21 protein-coding genes and 2 riboswitches are annotated in these 23146 nt (G+C 34.3%); of the genes, 1 reads left to right on the top strand and 20 read right to left on the bottom strand.

The features are described from left to right. Positions 1-53: 53 nt before the first annotated feature. The 11 genes from FLAPXU55_RS02375 to FLAPXU55_RS02425 all read right to left on the bottom strand — a co-directional run bounded on the left by FLAPXU55_RS02375 (position 54) and on the right by FLAPXU55_RS02425 (position 11726). A complete protein-coding gene (locus FLAPXU55_RS02375) occupies positions 54-1058 on the bottom strand; it encodes a homocysteine S-methyltransferase family protein (RefSeq protein ID WP_180856410.1) in 1005 nt (334 codons plus the stop codon). Positions 1059-1387: 329 nt separating this feature from the next. Then, positions 1388-1504, bottom strand: a riboswitch (SAM riboswitch). Between the two features lie 327 nt (positions 1505-1831). After that, positions 1832-2125 (bottom strand): type II toxin-antitoxin system RelE/ParE family toxin, encoded by a 294-nt coding sequence (locus FLAPXU55_RS02380; protein ID WP_180856411.1) that lies wholly within the window; start codon positions 2123-2125, stop codon positions 1832-1834. After that, positions 2116-2343 (bottom strand): hypothetical protein, encoded by a 228-nt coding sequence (locus FLAPXU55_RS02385; protein WP_053470103.1) that lies wholly within the window; start codon positions 2341-2343, stop codon positions 2116-2118. Before FLAPXU55_RS02385 ends, FLAPXU55_RS02380 begins: the two co-directional genes overlap by 10 nt. Before the next feature lie 146 nt (positions 2344-2489). Continuing rightward, positions 2490-3542, bottom strand: coding sequence for an NAD(P)/FAD-dependent oxidoreductase (locus FLAPXU55_RS02390; protein ID WP_180856412.1), 1053 nt, complete (start codon positions 3540-3542; stop codon positions 2490-2492). A gap of 166 nt (positions 3543-3708) precedes the next feature. Continuing rightward, complete coding sequence (locus FLAPXU55_RS02395; RefSeq protein ID WP_180856413.1) at positions 3709-4290, bottom strand: precorrin-2 dehydrogenase/sirohydrochlorin ferrochelatase family protein; 582 nt, start codon at positions 4288-4290, stop codon at positions 3709-3711. 290 nt (positions 4291-4580) lie between these two features. Further along, complete coding sequence (cobA, locus tag FLAPXU55_RS02400) at positions 4581-5354, bottom strand: uroporphyrinogen-III C-methyltransferase (RefSeq protein ID WP_180856414.1); 774 nt, start codon at positions 5352-5354, stop codon at positions 4581-4583. Continuing rightward, a complete protein-coding gene (locus tag FLAPXU55_RS02405) occupies positions 5347-7437 on the bottom strand; it encodes a HEPN domain-containing protein (protein ID WP_180856415.1) in 2091 nt (696 codons plus the stop codon). The genes cobA and FLAPXU55_RS02405 overlap by 8 nt, the downstream gene beginning before the upstream one ends. Before the next feature lie 166 nt (positions 7438-7603). Then, on the bottom strand, positions 7604-8848 hold the full coding sequence (locus FLAPXU55_RS02410) for a sulfate adenylyltransferase subunit 1 (RefSeq protein ID WP_180856416.1): 1245 nt from the start codon (positions 8846-8848) through the stop codon (positions 7604-7606). Between the two features lie 153 nt (positions 8849-9001). Further along, entirely contained in the window at positions 9002-9901 is a 900-nt protein-coding gene (cysD, locus tag FLAPXU55_RS02415) for a sulfate adenylyltransferase subunit CysD (RefSeq protein WP_035645595.1), read from the bottom strand. 201 nt (positions 9902-10102) lie between these two features. Further along, entirely contained in the window at positions 10103-10813 is a 711-nt protein-coding gene (locus FLAPXU55_RS02420) for a phosphoadenylyl-sulfate reductase (RefSeq protein WP_180856417.1), read from the bottom strand. 25 nt (positions 10814-10838) lie between these two features. Then, positions 10839-11726, bottom strand: a complete 888-nt coding sequence (locus FLAPXU55_RS02425) for a sulfite exporter TauE/SafE family protein (protein WP_180856418.1) — start codon at positions 11724-11726, stop codon at positions 10839-10841. Positions 11727-12025: 299 nt separating this feature from the next. On the opposite strand from FLAPXU55_RS02425, the gene FLAPXU55_RS02430 reads away from it, so the two are divergent. Then, positions 12026-12808: a sulfite exporter TauE/SafE family protein gene (locus tag FLAPXU55_RS02430; RefSeq protein ID WP_053470096.1), complete on the top strand. Its 783-nt coding sequence runs from the start codon at positions 12026-12028 to the stop codon at positions 12806-12808. A gap of 118 nt (positions 12809-12926) precedes the next feature. Here FLAPXU55_RS02430 and FLAPXU55_RS02435 read toward each other — a convergent pair whose 3' ends face one another. The 9 genes from FLAPXU55_RS02435 to FLAPXU55_RS02475 all read right to left on the bottom strand — a co-directional run bounded on the left by FLAPXU55_RS02435 (position 12927) and on the right by FLAPXU55_RS02475 (position 23102). Further along, entirely contained in the window at positions 12927-13337 is a 411-nt protein-coding gene (locus tag FLAPXU55_RS02435; RefSeq protein ID WP_012023576.1) for an RrF2 family transcriptional regulator, read from the bottom strand. Between the two features lie 134 nt (positions 13338-13471). Next, the gene (locus FLAPXU55_RS02440; RefSeq protein WP_180856419.1) at positions 13472-13972 is read right to left on the bottom strand and encodes an RDD family protein; all 501 of its coding nucleotides are present in this window, start codon (positions 13970-13972) and stop codon (positions 13472-13474) included. Positions 13973-14145: 173 nt separating this feature from the next. Then, positions 14146-15318, bottom strand: coding sequence for a trans-sulfuration enzyme family protein (locus FLAPXU55_RS02445; protein WP_180856420.1), 1173 nt, complete (start codon positions 15316-15318; stop codon positions 14146-14148). Between the two features lie 132 nt (positions 15319-15450). Beyond that, on the bottom strand, positions 15451-15879 hold the full coding sequence (locus tag FLAPXU55_RS02450) for an OsmC family protein (protein WP_053470093.1): 429 nt from the start codon (positions 15877-15879) through the stop codon (positions 15451-15453). Positions 15880-15953: 74 nt separating this feature from the next. Continuing rightward, entirely contained in the window at positions 15954-18368 is a 2415-nt protein-coding gene (gene thrA / locus FLAPXU55_RS02455) for a bifunctional aspartate kinase/homoserine dehydrogenase I (protein WP_180856421.1), read from the bottom strand. 1 nt (position 18369) lies between these two features. Further along, positions 18370-19353, bottom strand: coding sequence for an alpha/beta fold hydrolase (locus FLAPXU55_RS02460; protein ID WP_235991982.1), 984 nt, complete (start codon positions 19351-19353; stop codon positions 18370-18372). Between the two features lie 78 nt (positions 19354-19431). After that, a riboswitch (SAM riboswitch) is annotated at positions 19432-19540 on the bottom strand. A 189-nt stretch (positions 19541-19729) separates the two neighbouring features. Beyond that, positions 19730-19930, bottom strand: coding sequence for a hypothetical protein (locus FLAPXU55_RS02465; RefSeq protein ID WP_053470090.1), 201 nt, complete (start codon positions 19928-19930; stop codon positions 19730-19732). Positions 19931-20474: 544 nt separating this feature from the next. Then, on the bottom strand, positions 20475-21563 hold the full coding sequence (locus tag FLAPXU55_RS02470; RefSeq protein WP_180856423.1) for a homoserine dehydrogenase family protein: 1089 nt from the start codon (positions 21561-21563) through the stop codon (positions 20475-20477). A 234-nt stretch (positions 21564-21797) separates the two neighbouring features. Further along, positions 21798-23102, bottom strand: a complete 1305-nt coding sequence (locus tag FLAPXU55_RS02475) for an O-acetylhomoserine aminocarboxypropyltransferase/cysteine synthase family protein (protein ID WP_180856424.1) — start codon at positions 23100-23102, stop codon at positions 21798-21800. Positions 23103-23146: the final 44 nt, after the last annotated feature.

Here is a 23146-nt window from a genome sequence, read left to right on the forward strand (position 1 = left end):
TCAACAAATTTATACCTACAAGGTTTTGAAAACCTTGCAGGAAACGAAAACGCTTAGGCAATTAGCGGAGCAACTCTGGGTTTATAATCCTTCGCCACTTCTGCAATCAATCGAATATGATCTGGAGTTGTTCCGCAACAGCCACCAATTATGTTAATTAAATTATCGTCTAAATATTCTTTAATGAAAGCCTGAGTTTGTTCTGGTGTTTCATCGTATTGTCCGAATGCATTTGGCAATCCTGCATTTGGGTGCGCCGAAACATTAAAACTTGTATTATGCGCTAATGTTTTTAAATATGGTTTCAATAAATCGGCTCCAAGAGCGCAATTGAATCCTACACTTAATAACGGAATATGTGAAACTGAAATCAAAAACGCTTCAACTGTCTGTCCAGAAAGTGTTCTTCCCGATGCATCTGTAATCGTTCCTGAAACCATGATTGGAATATCAAGATTACGTTCTTCTTTTACTTCTTCGATCGCAAAAAGTGCTGCTTTTGCATTTAGTGTATCGAAGATTGTTTCTACCAAAAGCAAATCGCAGCCACCATCCATTAAGGCTTCTACTTGTTCTTTGTATGCAATTCGTAAATCGTCAAACGTTACGGCTCTGTAACCTGGATCGTTTACATCTGGTGACATACTTGCTGTACGGTTTGTCGGCCCAATTGAACCAGCTACGAAACGTGGTTTATCCGGATTTTTAGCGGTAAACTCATCGGCTACTTGTCTTGCGATTTTTGCCGATTCGTAGTTTAACTCGTAAACCAAATCTTCCATGTGATAATCGGCCATACCGATTGTTGTTCCTGAGAATGTATTGGTTTCTACGATATCTGCACCAGCTTCGTAATAAGCAGCATGAACATCGCGGATCGCTTGCGGTTGTGTTAAGGATAGTAAATCGTTGTTTCCTTTTAAAGGATGCGGAAAATCTTTGAAACGCTCTCCTCTGAAATCTTCTTCTGAGAAGTTATAGCGCTGCAGCATTGTTCCCATTGCTCCATCAAGGATTAGGATATTTTTTTTAATTGCTTCTTGAATTGTTATTGCCATCTTGTATTTGCCGCTAAGGCGCTAAGGCACAAAGCTTTTTTTATTTTTAATTTGAAGGCTCTATTTACCTTCGATATTTTTCACATTAATACCAAAAATGCATTATTGCTGGCTCATTAGCCCCGATTACTTCACTTAATTTCTATTTTCATAGGAGTTCAGTGAACTTTGTTTGAGCCGGTATCCTCGCAATGAAATGGAGAGATATAGGCGAAAGCGGGAACTATTGACTGCAAAAATGCGCCAATGATTCGCTCCTGATACAGAATCTGTTTCAGTAAATATTGTAGTTGTCTGGAAAAGTTTTGAGAAATACGAGTAATGTATTTGTGTTATCTATCTTTAATACTGGAAAATGTTGTATAAAGTAGAATTTAGCACCTTCTTTATGATAAAGGGTTGCTAAGGTTTCATCGGGTCTATCCCTCCGCCTTTCGTGATAACTGACAATAATTTTAAGAACAGTGCAAAGGTATGAAATAGCCATACGATTTGCAAATGTTTTTTTCTAAGGTTCTGAGGTGCTAAGGGACTGAGGTGCTAAGTTTAAAGTTTGGCTCCTGTTTTTCAAATATAGCCCGTGGTTTCAACCACGGGAAACGTATTGTGATAATTCTTTTCGTATTGTAATCATTTATTGTGTATGGATTGCGTTCCAGTGGTTCAACCACTGGCTATATTTTAAATAAAAGGAGACTATTATTTGTTAAAATAAAAAAGCTCAAACTTTTGTTTGAACTTTCTATAAAAATCTTAGAAACTTGATATTTCACTTAGTATTTAGGCTTTTGTTTTGTTCCTCTAAAATTGATAATTTCAATAGTGTTGGATTCCTTATTTAGTCTGTAAACTAAATAATTATTTTTGTCTACAATTGCTTTATGTAAAGATTCGTTTTTTACAGATTTTGGGAATTGATCGGGATTTAAATTGATTTGATTTATTACTTGCCGGATTTTATCTTCTAAGTTTAAAATCTCTTTTTTAGTCCATTTTTCTTCCAGATAATCAACAATTTTATTAAAACCTTTTACGGCTTGTGAAGTCCAAATAAATTTTAATGCCATTTTGAAAATCTTTTCATAACATCTTCGTGGCTTACAACTTCCCCTTTTTCGGCTTGATCTATTCCAATTTGAATTTCGTTTTTCTCCGATTCTGATAATTCATCAAACCAATCATTCTGATTTGCTTTCAAAACCAATTCCAGTTTCTCTAAAATGCGCTCATCTTCAACCTTAGCCAACTCTTGAATAAATTGATATTTTCTAGCTTCTAAATTCATGATTATCAAAATTTATAATTACAAAGATACGTTTTTTTAGGTTCTGAGATCCTAAGTTTCTAAGGGATTAAGCTAAAAAAAGCCCAAACTAAAAGTTTGAGCTTTATATAGAAATCTTAGTGTCTTAGGACTTAGAATCTCAGAAACTAGACAATCGCTTTCACAACCGCTTTTGGTGCTTCTTTACGAGTTCCGTCGAAACCGTCTACACCAGATACTGTTGTATATTTCAATACATATTTTTTACCTGGATTGATGATTCCGTATGCAGCCTGGCACATTAAAGTTGCTTCGTGGAAACCGCAAAGGATTAACTTTAATTTTCCTGGATATGTGTTTACGTCTCCAATGGCAAAGATTCCCGGAATGTTGGTTTGGTAATCTAATGCATTGTTTACTTTGATTGCATTTTTCTCGATTTCTAATCCCCAGTCTCCAATTGGACCTAATTTTGGTGTTAATCCGAAAAGCGGGATAAAATAATCCGTTTCGATTTTACGGTGTGCTCCGTTTTCTTCGATATCTAATGATTCAACGTGCTCAGCACCATTGATTCCGATAACTTCTGCTGGAGTTATTAATTTGATTTTTCCAGCTGTTTTTAATTCCTGTACTTTTTCTACAGAATCTAAAGCGCCTCTAAATTCGTTTCTTCTGTGAATTAAAGTTACTTCTGAAGCTACATTTGCTAAGAAAATTGACCAGTCTAACGCTGAATCTCCTCCTCCTGCAATTACAACTCTTTTATCTCTAAACTTCTCAGGATTCTTGATGAAATATTTTACTCCTTTATCTTCATAAAACTCGATATCTTCAATAAGTGGTTTACGAGGCTCAAAACTTCCTAAACCTCCAGCGATTGCAATAACAGGCGCGTGAAATTTAGTTCCTTTGTTTGAAGTTACAATGAAAGATCCGTCTTCTTGTTTTTCGATTGTTTCTGCACGCTCTCCTAAAGTAAAACCTGGCTCGAATTGTTTAATTTGCTCCATTAAACCATCAACTAAATCTCCCGCTAAAACTTCTGGGAAACCTGGAATATCATAGATAGGTTTTTTAGGATATAATTCTGAAAGCTGTCCTCCTGGCTGAGGCAAAGCATCTAAAATGTGGCATTTTAATTTTAACAATCCTGCCTCGAAAACGGCAAATAAACCTGTTGGTCCTGCTCCAATTATAAGTATATCTGTTTTAATCATTATGGTTGTTGTTTATAATCATTCTTAATAATACAAAGAAACGAATAATTTATTCTCCTGACAATGATTTTTATCATTATTCATTTCTCGTCGTTCATCCATCAGATTGTTCCGATTGCTATCGGGACGACGCTTCAATATAAATTGTTTCTTCGGATTTTTTTTACTATTCTTTATTCTTTAATGAATCGGTTATCTCGTTCATCCTTTTTACTTTCTCTTCAAAATTACCTTTTAAGGTTTTACGATATTCATTTAGGTTCTCAACCATTTGATTGATATCGTCCGGGATTACTTCTTCAAAAAATTCCCGAAGCCTTTTTGCTGTTGTTGGCGATTTACCATTTGTCGAAATAGCAATTTTTACATTTCCTTTTGTTACGATTCCGCCTAAATAATAATCACATAAATCTGGCGTATCGGCTATATTGCAAATCAAATAACGTTTTCTCGATAATTCGTAAATCTTTTTATTCACTTTCAAATCGTCTGTGCAGGCAATTACCATGTGTCGCTTTTTAAGCATTTTCTTTTTAAACTTCGATTTTGTCAATTTTATCGAAGGATGGTTTTCTGCTAAAACTTTAATTTCTAAATGAAATTCTTTTGCTACTACCTCAACATTTGCATTCGGACTTGACTTTAGCAAGAAAGAAAGCTTTTCCAGACCTACATTTCCTCCACCTACAATCAGTACATTTAAATTGTGAAGCTTTAGAAATATTGGATATAATTCGTTTTGTTCCATTTTAATTTATTTTCATCTAATCAAAATTAGATGATTTACCAACGAATTGTTCCTAACGGAACATTTTTATTGGGAACATTTATTTTTTTCTACCGACCAAATGTTCCTAACGGAACATTCTCTTTGGCAAAATTGGGTTAAAATTCAACGTTATTGCCATACGTCCATCGGGTTGAAACCCGACGCTACAATATGAATTGTTCCTTCGGAACGCTAACATCAAAACGGATCCTCTTTGGCAACATCGGGTTGAAACCCGACGCTACAATATGAATCGTTCCTTTGGAACTTTATCTTGTAATTTCTTTTGATAGAAATTCTTCGTAAAATCCTTTTAGTTTGTTGCTTTCTCTCACAACTTCTCCAAGAACAATAATCGCCGGTGAACCTAGTTCTTTTTGTTTTACAACTTCTAAAATCGAATCTACTGTTCCAACTCCCAATTTTTCTTCTGTTGTTGTTCCGTTTTGGATGATCGCAACGGGTAAATTTCCTTTATCTTCTTTTTGAAACAAATCTACAATTTGAGGCAATTTGTGCATTCCCATCAAAATCACAACGGTTGCAGAAGATTGCGCTGCCAAAGCTACATCTGAAGATAATTTTCTATCGGATGTTGTTCCTGTAATCGCCCAAAAGCTTTCTGAAACGCCACGTTTTGTAATCGAAATTCCCTGACTTGCAGGAACGGCAACTACTGAAGAAATTCCGGGAACTACGATGGTTTCAATTCCGAAACTTTCTGCAAATTCCACTTCTTCGCTTCCTCTTCCAAAAATAAATGGATCTCCGCCTTTTAATCGAACTACATGTCCGTAAGTCAGCGCATTATCCACAATCAATTGATTGATTTGATCCTGCGTGTAAGCATGATTTCCGATTCTTTTTCCAACAAAAATTCGAATGGCATTTTTAGGTGCGTAATCCAGAATTTCTTCGTTGGCCAAAGCGTCGTATAAAACCACATTCGCTTCAGCCAATGCTTTTACAGCTTTCAGCGTAAGTAAATCAGGATCGCCCGGACCTGCACCGACTAAAGTTATTTTGGGTTTTATATTATGCATTTGCTAATTCCTGTGCTCTGAAAGTTTCGATTTTATCAAAGAAAACTACTGCCTGAGCAATATAATCTTTAGCGAAAGTTTCAGATGGTTCATTTTTATTGATTTGGTAAACCAAATCTTTAAAAGTTGTGTTTAATTCGATTTTATTGTTTTCGATAAAAACAGTATCAAACAAGTCTACAATTCCTGCGTGATGGTTTGTTTTTTGGTTTTCTGACAATAACAATGCTTTTGCTCCATTAACAAATCCTGCGTAAGCATGATAAATGGCATCTGACCATTTTTTCTCGTCGAAAGATTCCTGAGCCAGGATCAATTTTTCTTTCGCTTCAAATAATAATGTCGCAACTAAATCGATCACAACTCCAGCACATTCTCCAACTCCAACTGCTTTTACGTAATTGTCTGCGTTACCCCAATCCACAAAATCAGCTTCTGTTAAATTGGTTACATCTGCAAAAGGTTTTAAGATTTCGTAGAAATATTTTTCTCCTTTTGTATCATAATAATCAAGGAATTTTTGTCCGCTTCCGTTAGCATCAAAATCATTTAAAATGGTACGCAATGCATCAGGACCTCTACGACTAGGTACTTTAATTACTTTATCAGCAAAACGTCCAGCGCCATTTCCTAATCTTCCTCCACCCAATAAAACTTGTAAAGCCGGAGCTACCAGTTTTCCTGAGTTGATAGACATTCCCTGGAATCCAATTGCAGACATATTATGTTGTCCGCAGGCATTCATACAACCTGAAATTTTAATTTCGATTTCGCGGTTGTTTAAATACTGAGGATATTCTGCCGTTAAAACTCTTTCTAATTCTTCTGCAATACCGGTACTACTTGCAATCCCCAAATTACAAGTATCAGTACCCGGACATGCCGTAATATCTCCAACTGAATTATATCCTAGCTGAACAAAATCCAACTTCGCTAATTCTTGATAAAAGAAAGGAAGATTCTCTTCTTTTATGTGACGTATTACAATATTTTGACGCAATGAAAAACGTAATTCGTTTGCTGCGTAATTTTTAATTAAAGCGGCTAATAATCTTGCTTTATCGGTATAAAAATCTCCTAATAAAATTTTGATTCCAATTGCATAATAACCGTCTTGTTTCTGCTTGATTACATTCGAATTTTTCCACGCTTCATATGCTTCTGTATCTTCGATTGTAACTTGCGGAACTTCTAATACTGGTTCTGCAATTGGACCGTCAAAAGCTGTTGTATCTATTTCGTATGTTTCAAAAGCGATAGCTTTTTTCTCTTGTTCAACCAAATCAAGGAAAACATCTCTTCCCATTTCTTTGATTAAGAATTTCATACGCGCTTTCATTCTTTTGGCACGTTCTCCATATCTGTCAAAAATACGGATGATTCCTTCTGCTGTTGGAATGATTTCGTTCACCGGAACAAATTCTGAAAGCAATTCGGCATGCGCTGGCTGAGATCCTAAACCTCCTCCAAACATGATTTTAAAACCTTTTTGTCCGTCTTTAATTTTCGGAATAAATCCTAAATCATGCAAGTAACTCAAAGCAGTATCTTCGTCTGAAGATGAGAACGAAATTTTGAATTTACGTCCCATTTCCTGACAAATTGGGTTTCTTAACAAATATTGAAAAAGTCCGTGTGCATAAGGCGAAACATCAAATGGTTCGTTTACGTCAACTCCAGCCAATTCGCTTCCTGTAATATTTCTAACGGTGTTTCCACAAGCTTCACGAAGCGTAATATCATCTTTGGCCAAATCTGCCCAAAGTTCTGGTGTTCGGTCTAAACTCACATAGTGAATCTGGATATCCTGACGTGTTGTAATATGCAAACGTCCTGTAGAATATTCATCAGAAACTTGTGTGATACGCACTAATTGCTCGCTGGTTACTTTACCATAAGGCAATTTGATACGAATCATTTGAACGCCTTCCTGACGCTGACCGTAGATTCCGCGCGCTAAACGAAGACTACGAAAACGCTCATCATCAATTTTTCCTCCACGGAATAAATGAATCTTTTTTTCTAATTCGATAATCTCTCTTTGAACTACCGGATTTTCTATTTCTGTTCTAAAACTTTCCATTTCTTTTTGATGCTTTAGGCTTTAAGCTTTAGGCTATAAGCTTCTTAAACTTTGTGTTTTCTTGCTTTAGGCTTTAGACAATAAGCCGTAAGCTTTATTGCATGCCTTTTTATACGTTTTTTGCTAAAAGCTTACAGCCTAAAGCTTATTGCTTACAGCAGTGAAACTAGCGAATGAATCCTACTCCTGCTGTTGTGTTTGTTGCTGTATCAATTAAGATAAAAGCTCCGTTTGATTTGTTTTCGTTGTATGAATCAAAATATAACGGCTTGCTTAATTTGATGCTTACTTCTCCAATTTCGTTAATTGCTAATTGAGAAGCTTCTGTCGTTCCTGAGTAATCTGTAGCAATTGTATTTTTAATGCTTTCTACTTTTGCTAAAACTCTGTTTGTATTGTGTTGTACCAAATATTTAGTTCCGGGAACCAGTTTTTTACTGTCCATCCAGCAAACTGTTGTGGTAATATCTTTTTCAATTTTTGGAAGATCGTCTGATTTTACAATCATATCACCTCTCGTTACATTGATATCATTTTCTAATTCGATTGTGATTGAAGAACCTGCAACGGCCTCGTCAAATTGTTTATCGAAAAAGTGAATTTTAGATACTTTTGATTCTGTTAAAGAAGGAAGAACCGTTACAGCATCTCCAACTTTAATAGAGTTTCCGTATAATTTTCCTGCGTAACCTCTAAAGTCGTGGTATTCTTCAGTTTTTGGACGAATAACGGTCTGAACCGGGAAACGTGCTTTTCCTGTTTCAAAAACATCATGAGAATGTAATCCTTCTAAATGTTCCAATACAGTTTGTCCGTCGTACCAAGGCATATTCTCAGATTTATCAACTACGTTTCCGCCGTTGATTGCACTTAACGGAATGTAACTTACATTTTGTTCCTTGAAAGTACTTTTTGCATTTAATGCCTGAAAATCGGCTTTAATTTTATTGAAAACTTCTTCCGAATAATCAACTAAATCCATTTTGTTAATCGCAACAATAACTTCTTTTACTCTCAATAAATTATTGATGAAGAAGTGACGGTAAGTCTGCTCAATTACGCCTTTTCTGGCGTCGATCAAAATGATAGAAACCTGAGAAGTCGAAGCTCCTGTAACCATGTTTCTGGTATATTCTACGTGACCCGGAGTATCGGCAATAATGTAACTTTTCTTTGCAGTCGAAAAATAAATATGCGCAACGTCAATCGTGATTCCTTGTTCTCTTTCTGCAACTAATCCATCTGTTGCCAAAGAAAAATCAAGATAATCGTATCCTTTTTGTTTACTGCTTTTTTCGATTGCTTCTATTTTGTCAGTCGTCAATGATTTTGTATCATACAATAATCTTCCGATCAAAGTACTTTTTCCGTCATCTACACTTCCTGCTGTTGCTATTTTTAAAACTTCCATTCTTGTATATTGTTTCAGGTTTAATTTTTTGTTTCAAGTTTCAGGTTTCAAGTTGTTGAAAAACTTTATCTAAAAATTAAATCTGTATGTTTTTGTTTTCTTGATTTTTACTTTTAAAATTTCGTTCCGAATTGCATTAACAATTAACAATTATTAAAAGTATCCTTGTTGTTTTCTCTTTTCCATTGCAGCTTCAGAACGTTTGTCATCGATTCTGGCTCCTCTTTCAGAAATAGTTGATTCTCTGATTTCGCCAACAACTTCTTCGATTGTTGCTGCGTAAGATTCAACTGCTGCTGTACAACTCATATCTCCAACGGTTCTGAAACGAACAATTCGTTCTTCGATTTGTTCGTCTTCTTCCTGATACACAAAAGGAGAATGCGACCAGATTAAACCGTCTCTCAAAAAAACTTTTCTTTTATGTGAAAAATAGATTGATGGAATCTCAATGTGTTCTTTTTCGATATAACTCCAAACATCTAATTCTGTCCAGTTTGAAATTGGGAAAACACGAACGTTTTGTCCATTTTCAATTTTTCCATTTAAAATATCAAACAATTCAGGTCTTTGATTTTTTTCGTCCCATTGTCCGAAATCATCACGAACTGAGAAAATACGTTCTTTAGCTCTTGCTTTTTCTTCATCACGACGTGCACCGCCAATACAAGCATCAAACTTAAATTCTTCAATTGCATCTAAAAGTGTTGTTGTCTGCAAGCTGTTACGGCTTGAATATTTACCAGTTTCTTCAACCACTTTTCCTTCATCAATAGCATCCTGAACATTACGAACGATTAATTCCAAACCTAATTCTTCTACCAATTTATCTCTGAAAGCGATTGTTTCAGGGAAATTGTGTCCCGTATCAACGTGCAATAGAGGAAACGGAATCTTAGCAGGGAAAAATGCTTTTTGCGCCAAACGCACTAATGTAATAGAATCTTTTCCTCCTGAGAAAAGTAAAACCGGTTTGTCAAACTGTGAAATTACTTCTCTGAAAATGTATATCGCTTCACTCTCTAAAGCGTTTGTTTTTAATACTGAACTCATTGTTTTTTGTTTGATATTTTTTAGTTTCAAGTTTCAGGTTTTAAGTTGTGAGTTAGTCTAAAACTTTCCGCTATTTATTCTGTTTTCTATTCTTCCCCGGATTAAAATCCGGCGCTACAATATGGATCGTTCCTTCGGAACTTTAAATCTATATTCTTTATTCTATTCTCTATTTTCTTGTCTCTTGCTTCTTGCCTCTAACTACTCTTTCTTAGCGCTATGCAAACCACACTCTTTATGGCTTGATTCCCACCACCATCTTCCTGCTCTGATATCTTCGCCAGGGAAAATAGCTCTTGTACACGGTGCGCAGCCAATACTTACGAAACCTTGTTTGTGTAAAGCATTTTGAGGTACATTGTTTTCTTGCAGATACGTTTCAACTTCTTCTAAAGTCCATTTTAGCAACGGATTGAACTTTATAATTTCGAAATTTCCATCGTATTCAAACAAATGTAAATCCTGTCTGTTTTCTGATTGTTCGGCTCTTAAACCTGTAATCCAAACTGAGTTTCCTGCCAAAGCTTTTCTTAACGGAACAACTTTTCGAATAAAACAGCATTCTTTTCTATTTTCTACCGAATCGTAAAAACTGTTTGGGCCTTTTTCTTTTAGAAGATTTTCTACCGCCGCAGCTTCTGGGAAATAAACTTCAATAGGTCTTTTATACTTTTTTAATGTTTTGTGAAAAACGTCGTAAGTTTCCTGAAACAATCTTCCGGTGTCTAAGGTAAAAACAGTAATATCAGTATTGCTTTTTGCAATAAAATCTGTAATTACCTGATCTTCCTGTCCAAAAGAAGTGGAAAAAATTACTTTTCCTGGAAATTTTTCTGCTAAATAAACTAAGGTTTGATCCAGCGAAAAATCTTTTGTTTTCTCTAATAATTCTTGTACAATAATCGCACTCATAATCTCTTTCTCCTAATCTAAAGAATTATAATAATTTAGATAATGTTTTTAAACTCAATAATATAATTAGAATCCCAACGGCAACCATCATTGGTTTTCTTTTGATTTTGTTTACCAAATATGCCGCTAATGGTGCTGAAATAACGCCTCCTAAAATTAATCCTATGATTACCTGCCAGCCGTGAATTCCACCAAAAAGCATGAACGTAATTCCGCTCGCAAATGAAATCGCAAACTCAGCTGCATTTACAGAACCAATAGTGTATCTCGGATTTCTTCCTCTTCCTAATAATGTTGAAGTTACAATTGGCCCCCAGCCTCCGCCGCCAACCGAATCCATAAAACCTCCAAAAACAGCTAAAGCGCCTAATCTTTTCGTCTTCTTCTTTACAATTGTTTTTTTCAATGCTTTTCTAATAATAACAACTGCTAAAATAATCATGTAAACTGCAATAAAGGGCTTAATAACATCTCCATTAATTACATCAGACAATAAATAAGCTCCTGTAATTGAACCTAAAACACCTGGAATTAATAAATGTTTTGTCAATTTTTTATTGATGTTCCCAAATCGGTGATGTGAAAGTGCCGACGCTCCTGTTGTAAACATTTCTGAAACGTGAACTGCCGTACTGCTTACAACCGGCGGAACTCCATAAGCCAATAAAAATGACGTTGAAGTTGCTCCGTAACCCATTCCTAAAGTTCCGTCAACTAATTGAGCGAAAACTCCAATGGCAAAAAACACCAAAAATTCTTCATTAAATCCTTCTACAAATCCATTCCACGAAAATTCAGTGTAATGATTGTATATTAATACAGTTAATAAACTTACTAGTAAAACAACAGGAATTCCAATCCATAGCTTTTCTTTAAAAGAATCGGCGGTATTTATTTTCAGTTCTCTTTCCATATTAAAATGATTCGATTTGTTTTCAAAACCTATTACCCTATCGGGTTAATAGATTACTTTGCAAAAATACTATTTATTTCTAAAAATCAAAACAAATATTCTCGTTTTTTTAAACCTTTAACTTCCTCTGCATCACGTTGAAACAAATAATTGAATTAATTTCACAAATAATGCGCTATAACATCATATTTAAACAATATATTCCTTTCAAATGTTTGGTTATATAAATATATCTTAATCTCTACAATTTCCATAGGATAATTATAAAAATGTCGTTATTTTAGCGACAAATTTTTTGTATGGATTTTCAAATAGGTCTTGTAATTGCAGGTTTAGTAGTAGGTTTTATTGTAGGATTGACCGGCGTTGGAGGCGGTTCTTTAATGACTCCAATTTTATTATTTTTTAATATTCCGCCAACAACCGCAGTGGGAACAGATTTGCTTTATGCCGCTTTTACTAAAGCCGGTGGTGTATTTGTACACAATAAAAAGGGAAATATAAACTGGAAAATTACCGGCTGGCTCACATTAGGAAGTGTTCCTGCTGCTTTAGTGACTTTATGGATATTAAATAGTATTAAAACAGATATTGAAACTATTAATCGTGTAATTAAATATAGTTTGGGCTGGGCTCTATTATTCACTTCAATTGCTATTATATTTAAAAACAGAATTTTAAAGTTTTCTCAAAAACATGCCGGTGATAAATTTCACAGCGAAAGCCATACTCAGAATATGCTTACTGTAGGAATTGGAGTTTTACTTGGAGCTACTGTAACCTTAACTTCAATTGGAGCCGGCGCTTTAGGAACGGTAACTTTGTTTTTCCTTTATCCGCTTTTGCCAACGCCTCGTTTGGTAGGAACTGAAATTGCCCACGCTGTTCCGTTGACTTTAGTTGCAGGAATTGGCCATGCCTCTATGGGAAATTTAGATTTAGCACTATTAGGACAATTATTATTGGGATCTCTTCCCGGAATTTACATAGGAAGTAGTTTAAGCGGAAAAGTACCGGATTTATTCCTTAGAAATGCCATCGCCGTAATGCTTTTTCTGGCAGGATATAAACTAATCTTTTAAAATATTTTTTTCAACCATATAAGTTATATAAGTTCATTTAATTTATCATCGTTTAAATGTAGACGCACTGCTGTGCGTCTCTACTAAAATTAACTTATATAACTTATATGGTTTAAACTTAAAAAGCGATATCTGCCAGAGAATTGCTTTCTAATATTTTAAGTGTATTATCTCTTACTTCTGTCATTAAACGTCGTGCTGCACAGGTAGATTCATCATCGCAGTCATCGCATTTTTCGTAGAAATTATGACTTGCACATGGCAACAATGCAATTGGCCCTTCAAGAATTCGGTATACTTTGGCCATACTGATATCTTTTGGATCTTTTATCAAATAATAACCGCCGCCTTTTCCTTTTTTTGCACCAAGAAATCCTGAATTCCTCAATAATAATAAAATACTTTCCAGAAATTTTATCGAAATATGTTCACTTTTTGCAATTTCAGCTATTTGTACAGGTTCGTTATTTTCTCGTCTGGCTAAATAGGTTAAAGCTTTAATTCCGTATTTTGTTTTCTTTGAAAGCATCTTTAAATTTTAGATTTCAGACTGTAAATTTTAGATTATTTTTAAAATTTACAAGCTTCATATTATTCTGCAACAAAAATAGGCTTTTTAAATGAGAAAAATAACAGATTGAGATTTATATTCTACTTATTCTATCAATTTAGTTCGGTGTTCCCTATTAAATTGAATTCGTGGAATAGTTTTACTTCTTTCTCCAAATCTTTTTTATTGACAACATAAGTATCAGTAATTGAATCATGCCAGCCTCTGCTTCCTAAAAAAGAAAAAACTTCAAAAGGAATTAGTCGGCATAATGATCTCTTAAAGATAGTTCCGAAAGAAGGTTTTTCGCCATTTTCATCTACTACAACAGTTCCCGTAACAAATTTTCCAAGTGATCTTCCAAAAAGACCTTCTGACAATGAATAATAAAAAACAGAAATAACAATAAAAACTAACTGTCCTTCAAAATCACTCAAATTACCAAGCCAGTACAAAAGATCATTCCAGCCCAAAAAATTTCCTAAAAAAGCAATCATTAAAGAAATAATAAAAATTAAAGCAAGGATTACAACTATATCTAAAATATAGTTTACAAATCGGCTTCCGCCGGATGCCAATAATTTTTCATCAAGAATGTAAGTAGAGTTACTCATGGTTTGGTCGTTTATTAAATTGATTATTATAGATTTAAATTATAACGAAAACAAAAATATATTTTTTACCCAAATAACCATCAAAAAAGAATGACGATTTTTAACAGTAATAAATTTACAGTCAAAAATCGTCATTATATAATCTAAAATCTGAAGTCTAAAATCTAAACTTTTTAATCCAGCGCTTGCTTTAAATCAGCGATTACATCTGCTACTGTTTCTAAACCTACAGAAACACGAACCAGACCTTGTGTGATTCCAACTGCTAATTGATCTTCTTCAGATAATTTGCTGTGTGTTGTTGATGCAGGATGCGTTACAATCGTTTTTACATCTCCAATATTTGCCGAAAGAGAACATAATTTAATCTTGTCCAAAAATTTTCTTCCTGCTTCAAGACCGCCTTTAATTTCAATCGCAATAATGTTACCGCCTAAAAGCATTTGTTTTTTGGCAATTTCATATTTTGGATGTGATTTCAAAAATGGATATTTCACGCTGTTTACGTTTGGATGACTTTCTAAAAATTCAGCCACTTTTAAAGCATTTTCACAATGCTTGTCTACACGAACTGCCAAAGTCTCTAAACTTTTTGACAAAACCCAGGCATTAAACGGCGACATTGCCGGTCCAGTATTTCTTGAAAACAAGTATATTTTACGAATTAATTCCGCTTCTCCAACTACAACTCCTCCTAAAACACGACCTTGTCCGTCTATTAATTTTGTTGCCGAATGAACTACCAAATGCGCACCATATTTAATAGGCTGTTGAATATATGGCGTTGCAAAACAGTTGTCAATTATTAAAATCAAATTATGCTTTTTCGCAATTTGACCTAACAATTCTAAATCAATTACATCTACACCAGGATTTGTTGGTGTTTCAGCGTATAGAATTTTAGTATTTGGTTTGATGAAACTTTCAATAGTTTCCGGTTTATTGATATCAAAATAAGAAGTTTCGATTTTCCATTTTGGAAAATACGTCATAAACAGCGCATGAGTTGATCCAAAAACGCTTCCTGCAGAAACAATGTGATCTCCAGATTCTAACAATGCGGCAAACGTAGAATATATTGCAGCCATTCCGGTTGCAAAAGCATAACCAGATTCGGCACCTTCCATTGCACAAACTTTGTCTACAAATTCTGTTGTATTTGGATTGCTGAAACGGGAGTAAATATTGCGGACTTTTTCTTCCGTGAAAGAAGCTCTCATATCCTCTGCATCTTCAAATATAAAACTTGATGATAAATACAAAGGAGTTGAATGTTCCTGAAATTGTGTTTTTTCTAAATGTGTACGTATGGCTTTAGTTTCAAAACCAAATTCTTGTTCGTTCATTATGTTGTGTGTTTAAAAGAGTTATTTCGCAGAGTTTCACAAAGTGATCACAGAGTTTCGCGAAATAATCTTTCATTATTTAATAGTTAGCCCAAAGAATTATCTAATTCTCAAAATTGACTAATTTTCTAATTATTTTAATTCTTCGTTGTTTAAAACAACTTTGTAATTGATTGTTGCTGTTGGTTCTACAGTTTTGGCAACTGAGCAGTATTTCTCAAAAGAAAGTTGTGCGGCACGCTGTGCTTTTTCTGGATTGATATCGCCTTCTAAATAAAAAACCACATCGATTTCTTTAAAAGGTTTAGCTTCATCAATCTGTACGCGTGTTCCATCAACCTCAGCGTTAAAAGAAGTGATTTCCTGGCGCTGCTTTTTCAAAATCGAAATCATATCAATTGCACTGCATCCGGCAACGCCCATTAATACCAACTCCATCGGACTTGCTCCTAAATCGCTTCCTCCAAATTCAGCTCTGCTGTCAACATCAACTACATGTCCGCGTTCATTTTTAAGTTTAAAATGAAAAGCGTCATTTACTCTGTTCAAAGTTACTTTCATGTTATTTTTCTTTTTTTGTTTTATTTGAGTTCAAATCAAAAATCTAAACTCTAAAATCTGCAATCTAAAATCAATTACCCTTTATCAGATAATCTCAAAATATCTCCAAAAACTCCTCTTGCCGTTACCGCAGAGCCTGCACCAGCTCCCTGAATAACAATTGGACGATCTCCGTAAGATTCTGTATAAATTTCGAAGAAAGAATCAGAACCTTTTAAACCGCCAAGAGCAGTGTCTGAAGGAACAGAAACTAATTTTACTTCTAGATTTCCTTTATCATTTTGTAAATCACCAGACAATTCACCAATATATCTTAATACATGATTTGGTTTTTGGTCGGCTTTTATTTTCTCGTAAATTGGATCGAATTCTTTTAATTTAGTCAAGAAATCAGCAACATTTCCTTCGCGTAAATGTTCAGGAATCAGGTTTTGAATGGAGATTTCTTCAAACTCATTTTGTAAATCTAATTCTCTCGCCAAAATCAATAATTTTCTTCCCACATCATTTCCGCATAAATCCTCACGCGGGTCTGGTTCTGTATATCCGTTATCAATTGCTTCTTTCAGAATTTCGCTAAACGGAACATCTTTTGCAGAGAAATTGTTGAATAAATAACTCAACGTTCCTGAGAAAACACCTTTAATCTTTGTAATGTTTTCCCCAGAAAGATGCAGTAATTTAATGGTGTCAATTAATGGTAAACCTGCACCAACATTGGTTTCGTACAAATAATTCTTTTGGTTTTCTGCCAAAGCTTTTCTCAATTCTTTATAAAAACCATACGTCAAAGTATTCGCCACTTTATTTGAAGAAATCAAATCGAAACTGCTTTCTACAAGCGGAACATAATTTTCTACAAATGATGCACTTGCTGTATTATCAATCGCAATTAAGTTCTCTAAATGATACTCATTTGCATAAGAGATAATATCTTTAATTGTATACGGTTCGCCTTTAGCTTCAATGTCGTTTTTCCAGCTTGAAGTTACGCCATTTTTATTTAAAAGAAGCTTTTTAGAATTCGCAATTGCAAAAACATTCAGCTTAATATCTTTACGTTTTTCAATTGAAGAAGCCGATTCTAAAATTTGATTAATCAAAGTTCCACCCACTAATCCGTGACCGAAAATAGCAATATTGATTTTTTTAGAAACTCCAAAAATCTCTCCGTGAATTACGTTTAAAGCTTTGTTTAGTTCTTCTTTCTTTACAACTAAACTCACGTTTTTACCTGTAACGGTGTTGTTGAATAAAATGGGAACTATTTTATTTTTGATTAAAGCAGTATATGGTTTGTGGAACGTACTTAAATCCTGCCCGATAATCGAAATTACCGAAACATTATCTGTTACTGTAATCTGGTTTACATCTTTAGAATAAAAGTCGTTTTCGAACTCTTTTTCTAATTCCACCATTGCCAATGTTGCTTTTTCTTTAGCCACAACCAATCCGATTCCTCTTTCAGAAGAACCTTGCGAAATAATGCTTACGCTGATGTTGTGATCACCCATTACTTTAAAAATACGGGCATCAACTCCAGATTTCCCAAGTAATCCGCGTCCTTCAAGGTTTACAAGTGAAACGTTTTCTAAAACAGAAAGCGTTTTAATTCCTTCTTTTTGAGAATTTGAAGTGATTAAAGTTCCGTGATTTTCGTGATTGAATGTGTTTAAAATACGAAGTGGAATATTTTTTTCCAATAAAGGAATTATCGTTTTAGCATGCAGAATTGTTGCGCCAAAATTGGCTAATTCATTCGCTTCATTAAACGATAAATATTCGATTTTTTTAGCATCGGCAACTAAATCCGGATTTGCTGTGTAAATTCCGTCAACGTGCGTAAAATTTTGAAGTTCTTCGGCATCCAGATAATTTGCGATTAACGAAGCGGTATAATTACTTCCATTTCTCCCTAAAGTTGTCGTGTCGTTGTTGTTGTTTGAACCAATGAAACCCGTAACAATATTTACTGTTTCACCGTTATGAAGTTTGAAATAGTTGATAACGTTTTTCTTTGAAAGTTGTTCCAAAGGCTGAGCGTCACCAAATTTAGAATCGGTTTTTAATAATTCTCTTGTGTCAACGAAATTGGCAGGAATCCCTTTTTCTACTAGAATTGAAGTCAATAATTTAGCCGAAAGTAATTCGCCTTTAGACAAAATCTGATCTTTGATTTTGTTGCTGTAATCGCCAATTAAGCTTACTCCTTCGAATAATTTATCTAAAATATTAAATTCTTCAGATAAATCAACTTTCGGATAATCTGAAGTTTGGTATGCTTTAAAGCTTTCTAAAAGTGGTTTGTAGTTTCCGTTTTTGGCAGCAATCCTTAAAATATCTTCTAATTCATCTGTTGCGTTTCCGCGCGCAGAAACGACCACGGCAATTTTTTCACCTTGATTTACTTTATCTGTAATGATTGAAACTACTTTGTTAAGTCCTTCTCCGTTTGATAATGATTTACCACCAAATTTTAATATTTTCATTTTATTTTGCTATTGTTTCTGCCTTAAAAATATCGGCAAGTAAATGATCTAATTGTTTGTACTCGATTAAAAAAGCGTCATGTCCGTGAGCCGAATCAATTTCGCTGTAAAAAACATTGTTTTTAAATTTCTTTAATTCATTGTAAGTTTCCAGATTTTCTTTTGGTGTAAAAAACAAATCTGAATTAATTGCCACGATATGAATCGCAGCGTTTGATTTGGATATTAGCGTTTCGAAATCCTCGCTATTTCGGGTAATATCTATGGTTTTAAGCAGCTGGTTCATCAATTTATATGATGCTAATTGATAGCGCTGCTGTAGTTTTTTTCCGTGATGCGCCAGCCAGCTCTCGATATTAAAAATCAAAAGATCCTGATTGATGGTTCGTTGGAATTTTTCTTTGAATGATTCAGGAGATCGGTAACACAACATGGCATGAATTCTGGCATCTTCAATTGGTTTTGAAGAATTGTTCAGAATTTGTTCTTGCAGAAAGCAGTTTGCAATCATCCAGTCGGTCGATTTCCAGTCAGTTGCAATTGGGATTAAATGTTCTGTAATGTTGGGTTCCAAAGCCAGGATTTCCCAGGCAATTCCACCGCCAACAGAACCGCCAATTATGGCAAATACCTGCTCAATATTTAAAGCTTTTAATCCTTTGATAAAGATTCTGGCGATATCTCTGGTTGTAAAATCCTGATAATTTTCGATTATAAATGAATCGTTTCCGTTTCCGGGAACATTAAACGCCAAAACAGTATATTGATTGGTATCGATGGTTTTTGCTTCGCCTATTAAATCATTCCACCAGCCGTTTTCGCCGGTAACCTGAGCGTTTCCGGTTAAGGCGTGATTTACCAAAACAATTGGGGCAGTATACAGCGGTTTCCCGGAAAGTGTAAAACTTAACGGTAACGACGGATACAGCGCACCACTTTCGGTGATGAAATCTTGAATTATAATGGGACTTGGTATATTTTCCAATTTCAAATCTATTTATTATTGATTTGTATGTGGAAATATTAGAAAGAAAGTCTAGAGTTGAAACTAGAAAAATTCTTGTTGTTATCTTTCCACGTTTGGGCGTGGTAGAATGCAGCACCTTCTTCGAATTAACGAAGGGTTGCTAAGGATTCATCGGGTCTAATCCCTCCTCCTTTCTTTATAACATTTCAATACGTTTTTGAACTTAACGGTGCAAATTAACTACTAATTTCTTAAACTAACAAATTTTAATGAAACTGATTACTCAATTTCTTAAACATAATTCAATCAGAAACTTTTGTACGCACAAAAATACCGAACGTTATGCCCAGTAAAGTCATGCAGGTTTTAACCTATTTTATGGCTGCTTTTCAAGTTAGATGAAAAGGGTTTCATTTTCTTTTGAGTACATCAAAAACAATAATGAATTTGGTACTTTTTTCTCCGCTTTTTTATCTGTTTCAGTTACACCGAAACTTGGGTGGATTAATTCATTTACAGGCGGCGGATTGTTTCTTTCAGCTTTTGCACTTCTGTACCCTGTAAGTTTTTTTCTTAAGTAAGTTATTGCGCTCATATTATTAAGTTTAAGTTAGTTATTTTTTAATCTTTATATTTCCTTTAATTCTTTGTTATGTTTGCCAAATGGAATAAAAAAACCCTTTTGGATTTTAATACCAAAAGGGTTTAAGTTTTTATAGAACTTATATATACTTTTAGTATCAACAGACGCGTACACAAATACGTGCGACATTAAACATCATGTTCATCTGTAGGGACTTATTCATTTGCGATTTGACAGTTATTTTAATAAAATCTTGCATTTACTTTTCTTTAAAAAGCTTTTTTTAAGATGTGATTAGGATCTCAAAAGCTATATTTATTTTAACAATTAATGAACTGTTTTTAACAGTTCTTACTTGTCTTACAAATGTGCGAATATTTTTTCAATATTCCAAGTTATAAAACCCTATTTTTTCTTAAAAAACGTTAAAAAACAGCTTTTTATCGTTAAAAAACATCCTACAAAATTACAATTTGAACCAAACGAAGTATAATCTTACAAAAAATAACTTACTTTTAGTTTCAATCTGTCAAAGAACTACTAATATTACAACCACTTATAGCCAGACTGCTTCCTTATTTTTAATCTTTTCAGCTACTTTTAAAATATCTGTAATTAAACCTCTTGAAATAGCCTGTTTGCATGGTGACGCACTTTGAAGTACAATGGGTGTACTGGCATAAGATTGGGTATAAATTTCAAAAATAGAATCGGAACCTTTTAATTGTCCTATTGCTGAAGTTACAGGTTCTGATACTAATTTGACTTCTAATGTATTTTTCTCGACATCAAATTCTCCTATATATCTTAAAACATGATTGTCTTTCTGGGTTATTTTGGCAATTTTAAACGATCGGTCAATGGCATCTTTATTAAGGATTCCGTTTTTCTCCAAATGTTCTTCTCCAATAAGCGGATTGATTTTAATATCAGAGAGTTCGAATTCTTTACCAATTTCACGAGTTAAAATCAACAATTTTCTGGCGGTGTCATTTCCGGATAAATCTTCTTTAAAAGTAGATCGCATTAATCCGAGAAGGCTTGCATCTTTTAAAACAGAGGAAAAAGTATTTTCTTCGGCAGAAAAACGATTAAAGACATAACTCAGATTATCTGAAAATACGCCTCTTATCTTTGTGATTTTTTCTCCGGAGAAATATAAATCCCTTAAAGTCTGCAAAACAGGAAAACCGGTATCGACTGAGGTTTCATACAAAAACTCTTTGTCGTATTTTTTAAGGTTTTCTCTTAATTGTTTGTAAAGATCAATGGGCAGTGTATTTGCTTTTTTATTGACAGCAACAATATTAAATCCGTTTTCGATCAACGTATTATAATGACCAATAAGCTCATCACTTGCGGTTGCATCGACGGCGATTAGATTTTCGAACTCGTTTTCTTTTGCAAATTCGACAATATCCTGCACTCTAAAAGGAACGGCCAATTCTCTAAAATTGGTTTCCCACGCATATCCTACGCCTTCTTTCTCGAAAAAGGCAACGGTAGAATTGGTAATTATGGGAAAATGAAAATCGACGTTTTTACTTTGCAGAAAAAACTCCTGACTTTCGATAATCTGATTGATTAATGTACTTCCAATATTTCCTATTCCAAAAAGGATAATATTTATTTTAAGCTTTGACATAATTTTAATTTTTTAAAACATATCTGTAATTAGTAAACCATATAAGTTATATAAGTTCATTTAATTTATCAACGTTTATAATTTTAGACGTTTCAATAAATTGGTGCGTCTCTACAATGAACTTATATACCTTATATGGTGAAACTTTTATCTTGAAATCTTTTTTCATAAAAAATCACCTCTAGCAGAACTCACGCTGCTAAAGGCAATTTTTCAAACAAAAAACAAAAAAACCTAATTTTTATTGATACTATACTGCGACTGAATTACGCTTTCAAAAACCGATTGTAAGTCGGCGATTAAATCTTCTACATCTTCTATTCCAACAGAAAGTCGGACTAAATCTTTTGAAACTCCAGTAGCCAATTGCTCTTCTTCTGACAATTGCTGATGCGTAGTACTCGCCGGGTGGATAATCAGCGATTTTGTATCACCAATATTAGCCAGAAGTGAGAACAATCTTGTTTCGTCTACCACTTTTTTAGCGGCATCAAAACCTCCTTTTAGTCCAAAAGTGATCACACCGCTTTGTCCTTCAGGAAGATATTGTTTCGCTAAATCATAATATTTACTTGATTTTAAACCTGGGTAATTTACCCAAACTACCTCATCTTGTTTCTCTAACCATTCGGCCAGAACCAAAGCATTTTCGCTGTGTTTTTTAATTCGGATTGGTAAGGTTTCTAATCCCTGAATAATCTGGAAAGCATTAAATGGACTTAAAGCTGCTCCAAAATCACGCAGTCCTTCGATTCTTGCTTTTGCAATAAAGGCTGCATTTCCTAAAGCTTCGTGATATACTAATCCGTGATATCCTGCAGAAGGTTCTGTAAATTCAGGGAATTTTCCGTTAGACCAGTCAAAAGTTCCGGCGTCGATAATTGCGCCACCTAATGAAGTTCCGTTTCCGGCAATATATTTTGTTAAGGAGTGAATTACAATATCGGCACCATATTTAATTGGGTTTAATAAATAAGGTGTCGCAACTGTATTATCTACTATAAATGGCACTTTGAATGCTTTGGCTTCCGCCGAAATTCCTTTTAAATCTAATACATCCAGTTTTGGATTTCCCAGTGATTCTACAAAGAATGCTCTGGTATTTTCTTTTGCTGCTTTTGTGAAGTTTTCAGGGTTTGAAGGATCTACAAAAGTGGTTGTAATTCCTAAACGCGGTAATGTTACACTTAATAAGTTATAAGTCCCGCCGTATAAACTATTTGATGCTACGATATGATCGCCCGTTCTAAGCAAAGTCAAAAATGTTGTAGAAATTGCCGATGCTCCAGAGGCCGTAACTACAGCTCCAATTCCGCCTTCAAGAGCTGCTAAACGCTGTTCTAAAACATCATTTGTTGGATTATTTAATCTGGTGTAGATAAATCCTGCTTCGGCAAGACCAAATAAATTGGCAGCATGATCTGCGTTATTAAATACGTATGATGATGTTTGGTAAATTGGCACTGCTCTTGTTCCTGAATTTTTAGTTACATCATGTCCTGCGTGTAATGCGTTTGTTGCAAATTTTTGTGTACTCATGATTTCTTAGTTTTTTAAATATTGTTAATACTATATATAAAGTG

Origin of the sequence: Flavobacterium panici (assembly GCF_903819335.1) — a bacterium.
GTDB classification, from domain to species: domain Bacteria; phylum Bacteroidota; class Bacteroidia; order Flavobacteriales; family Flavobacteriaceae; genus Flavobacterium; species Flavobacterium panici.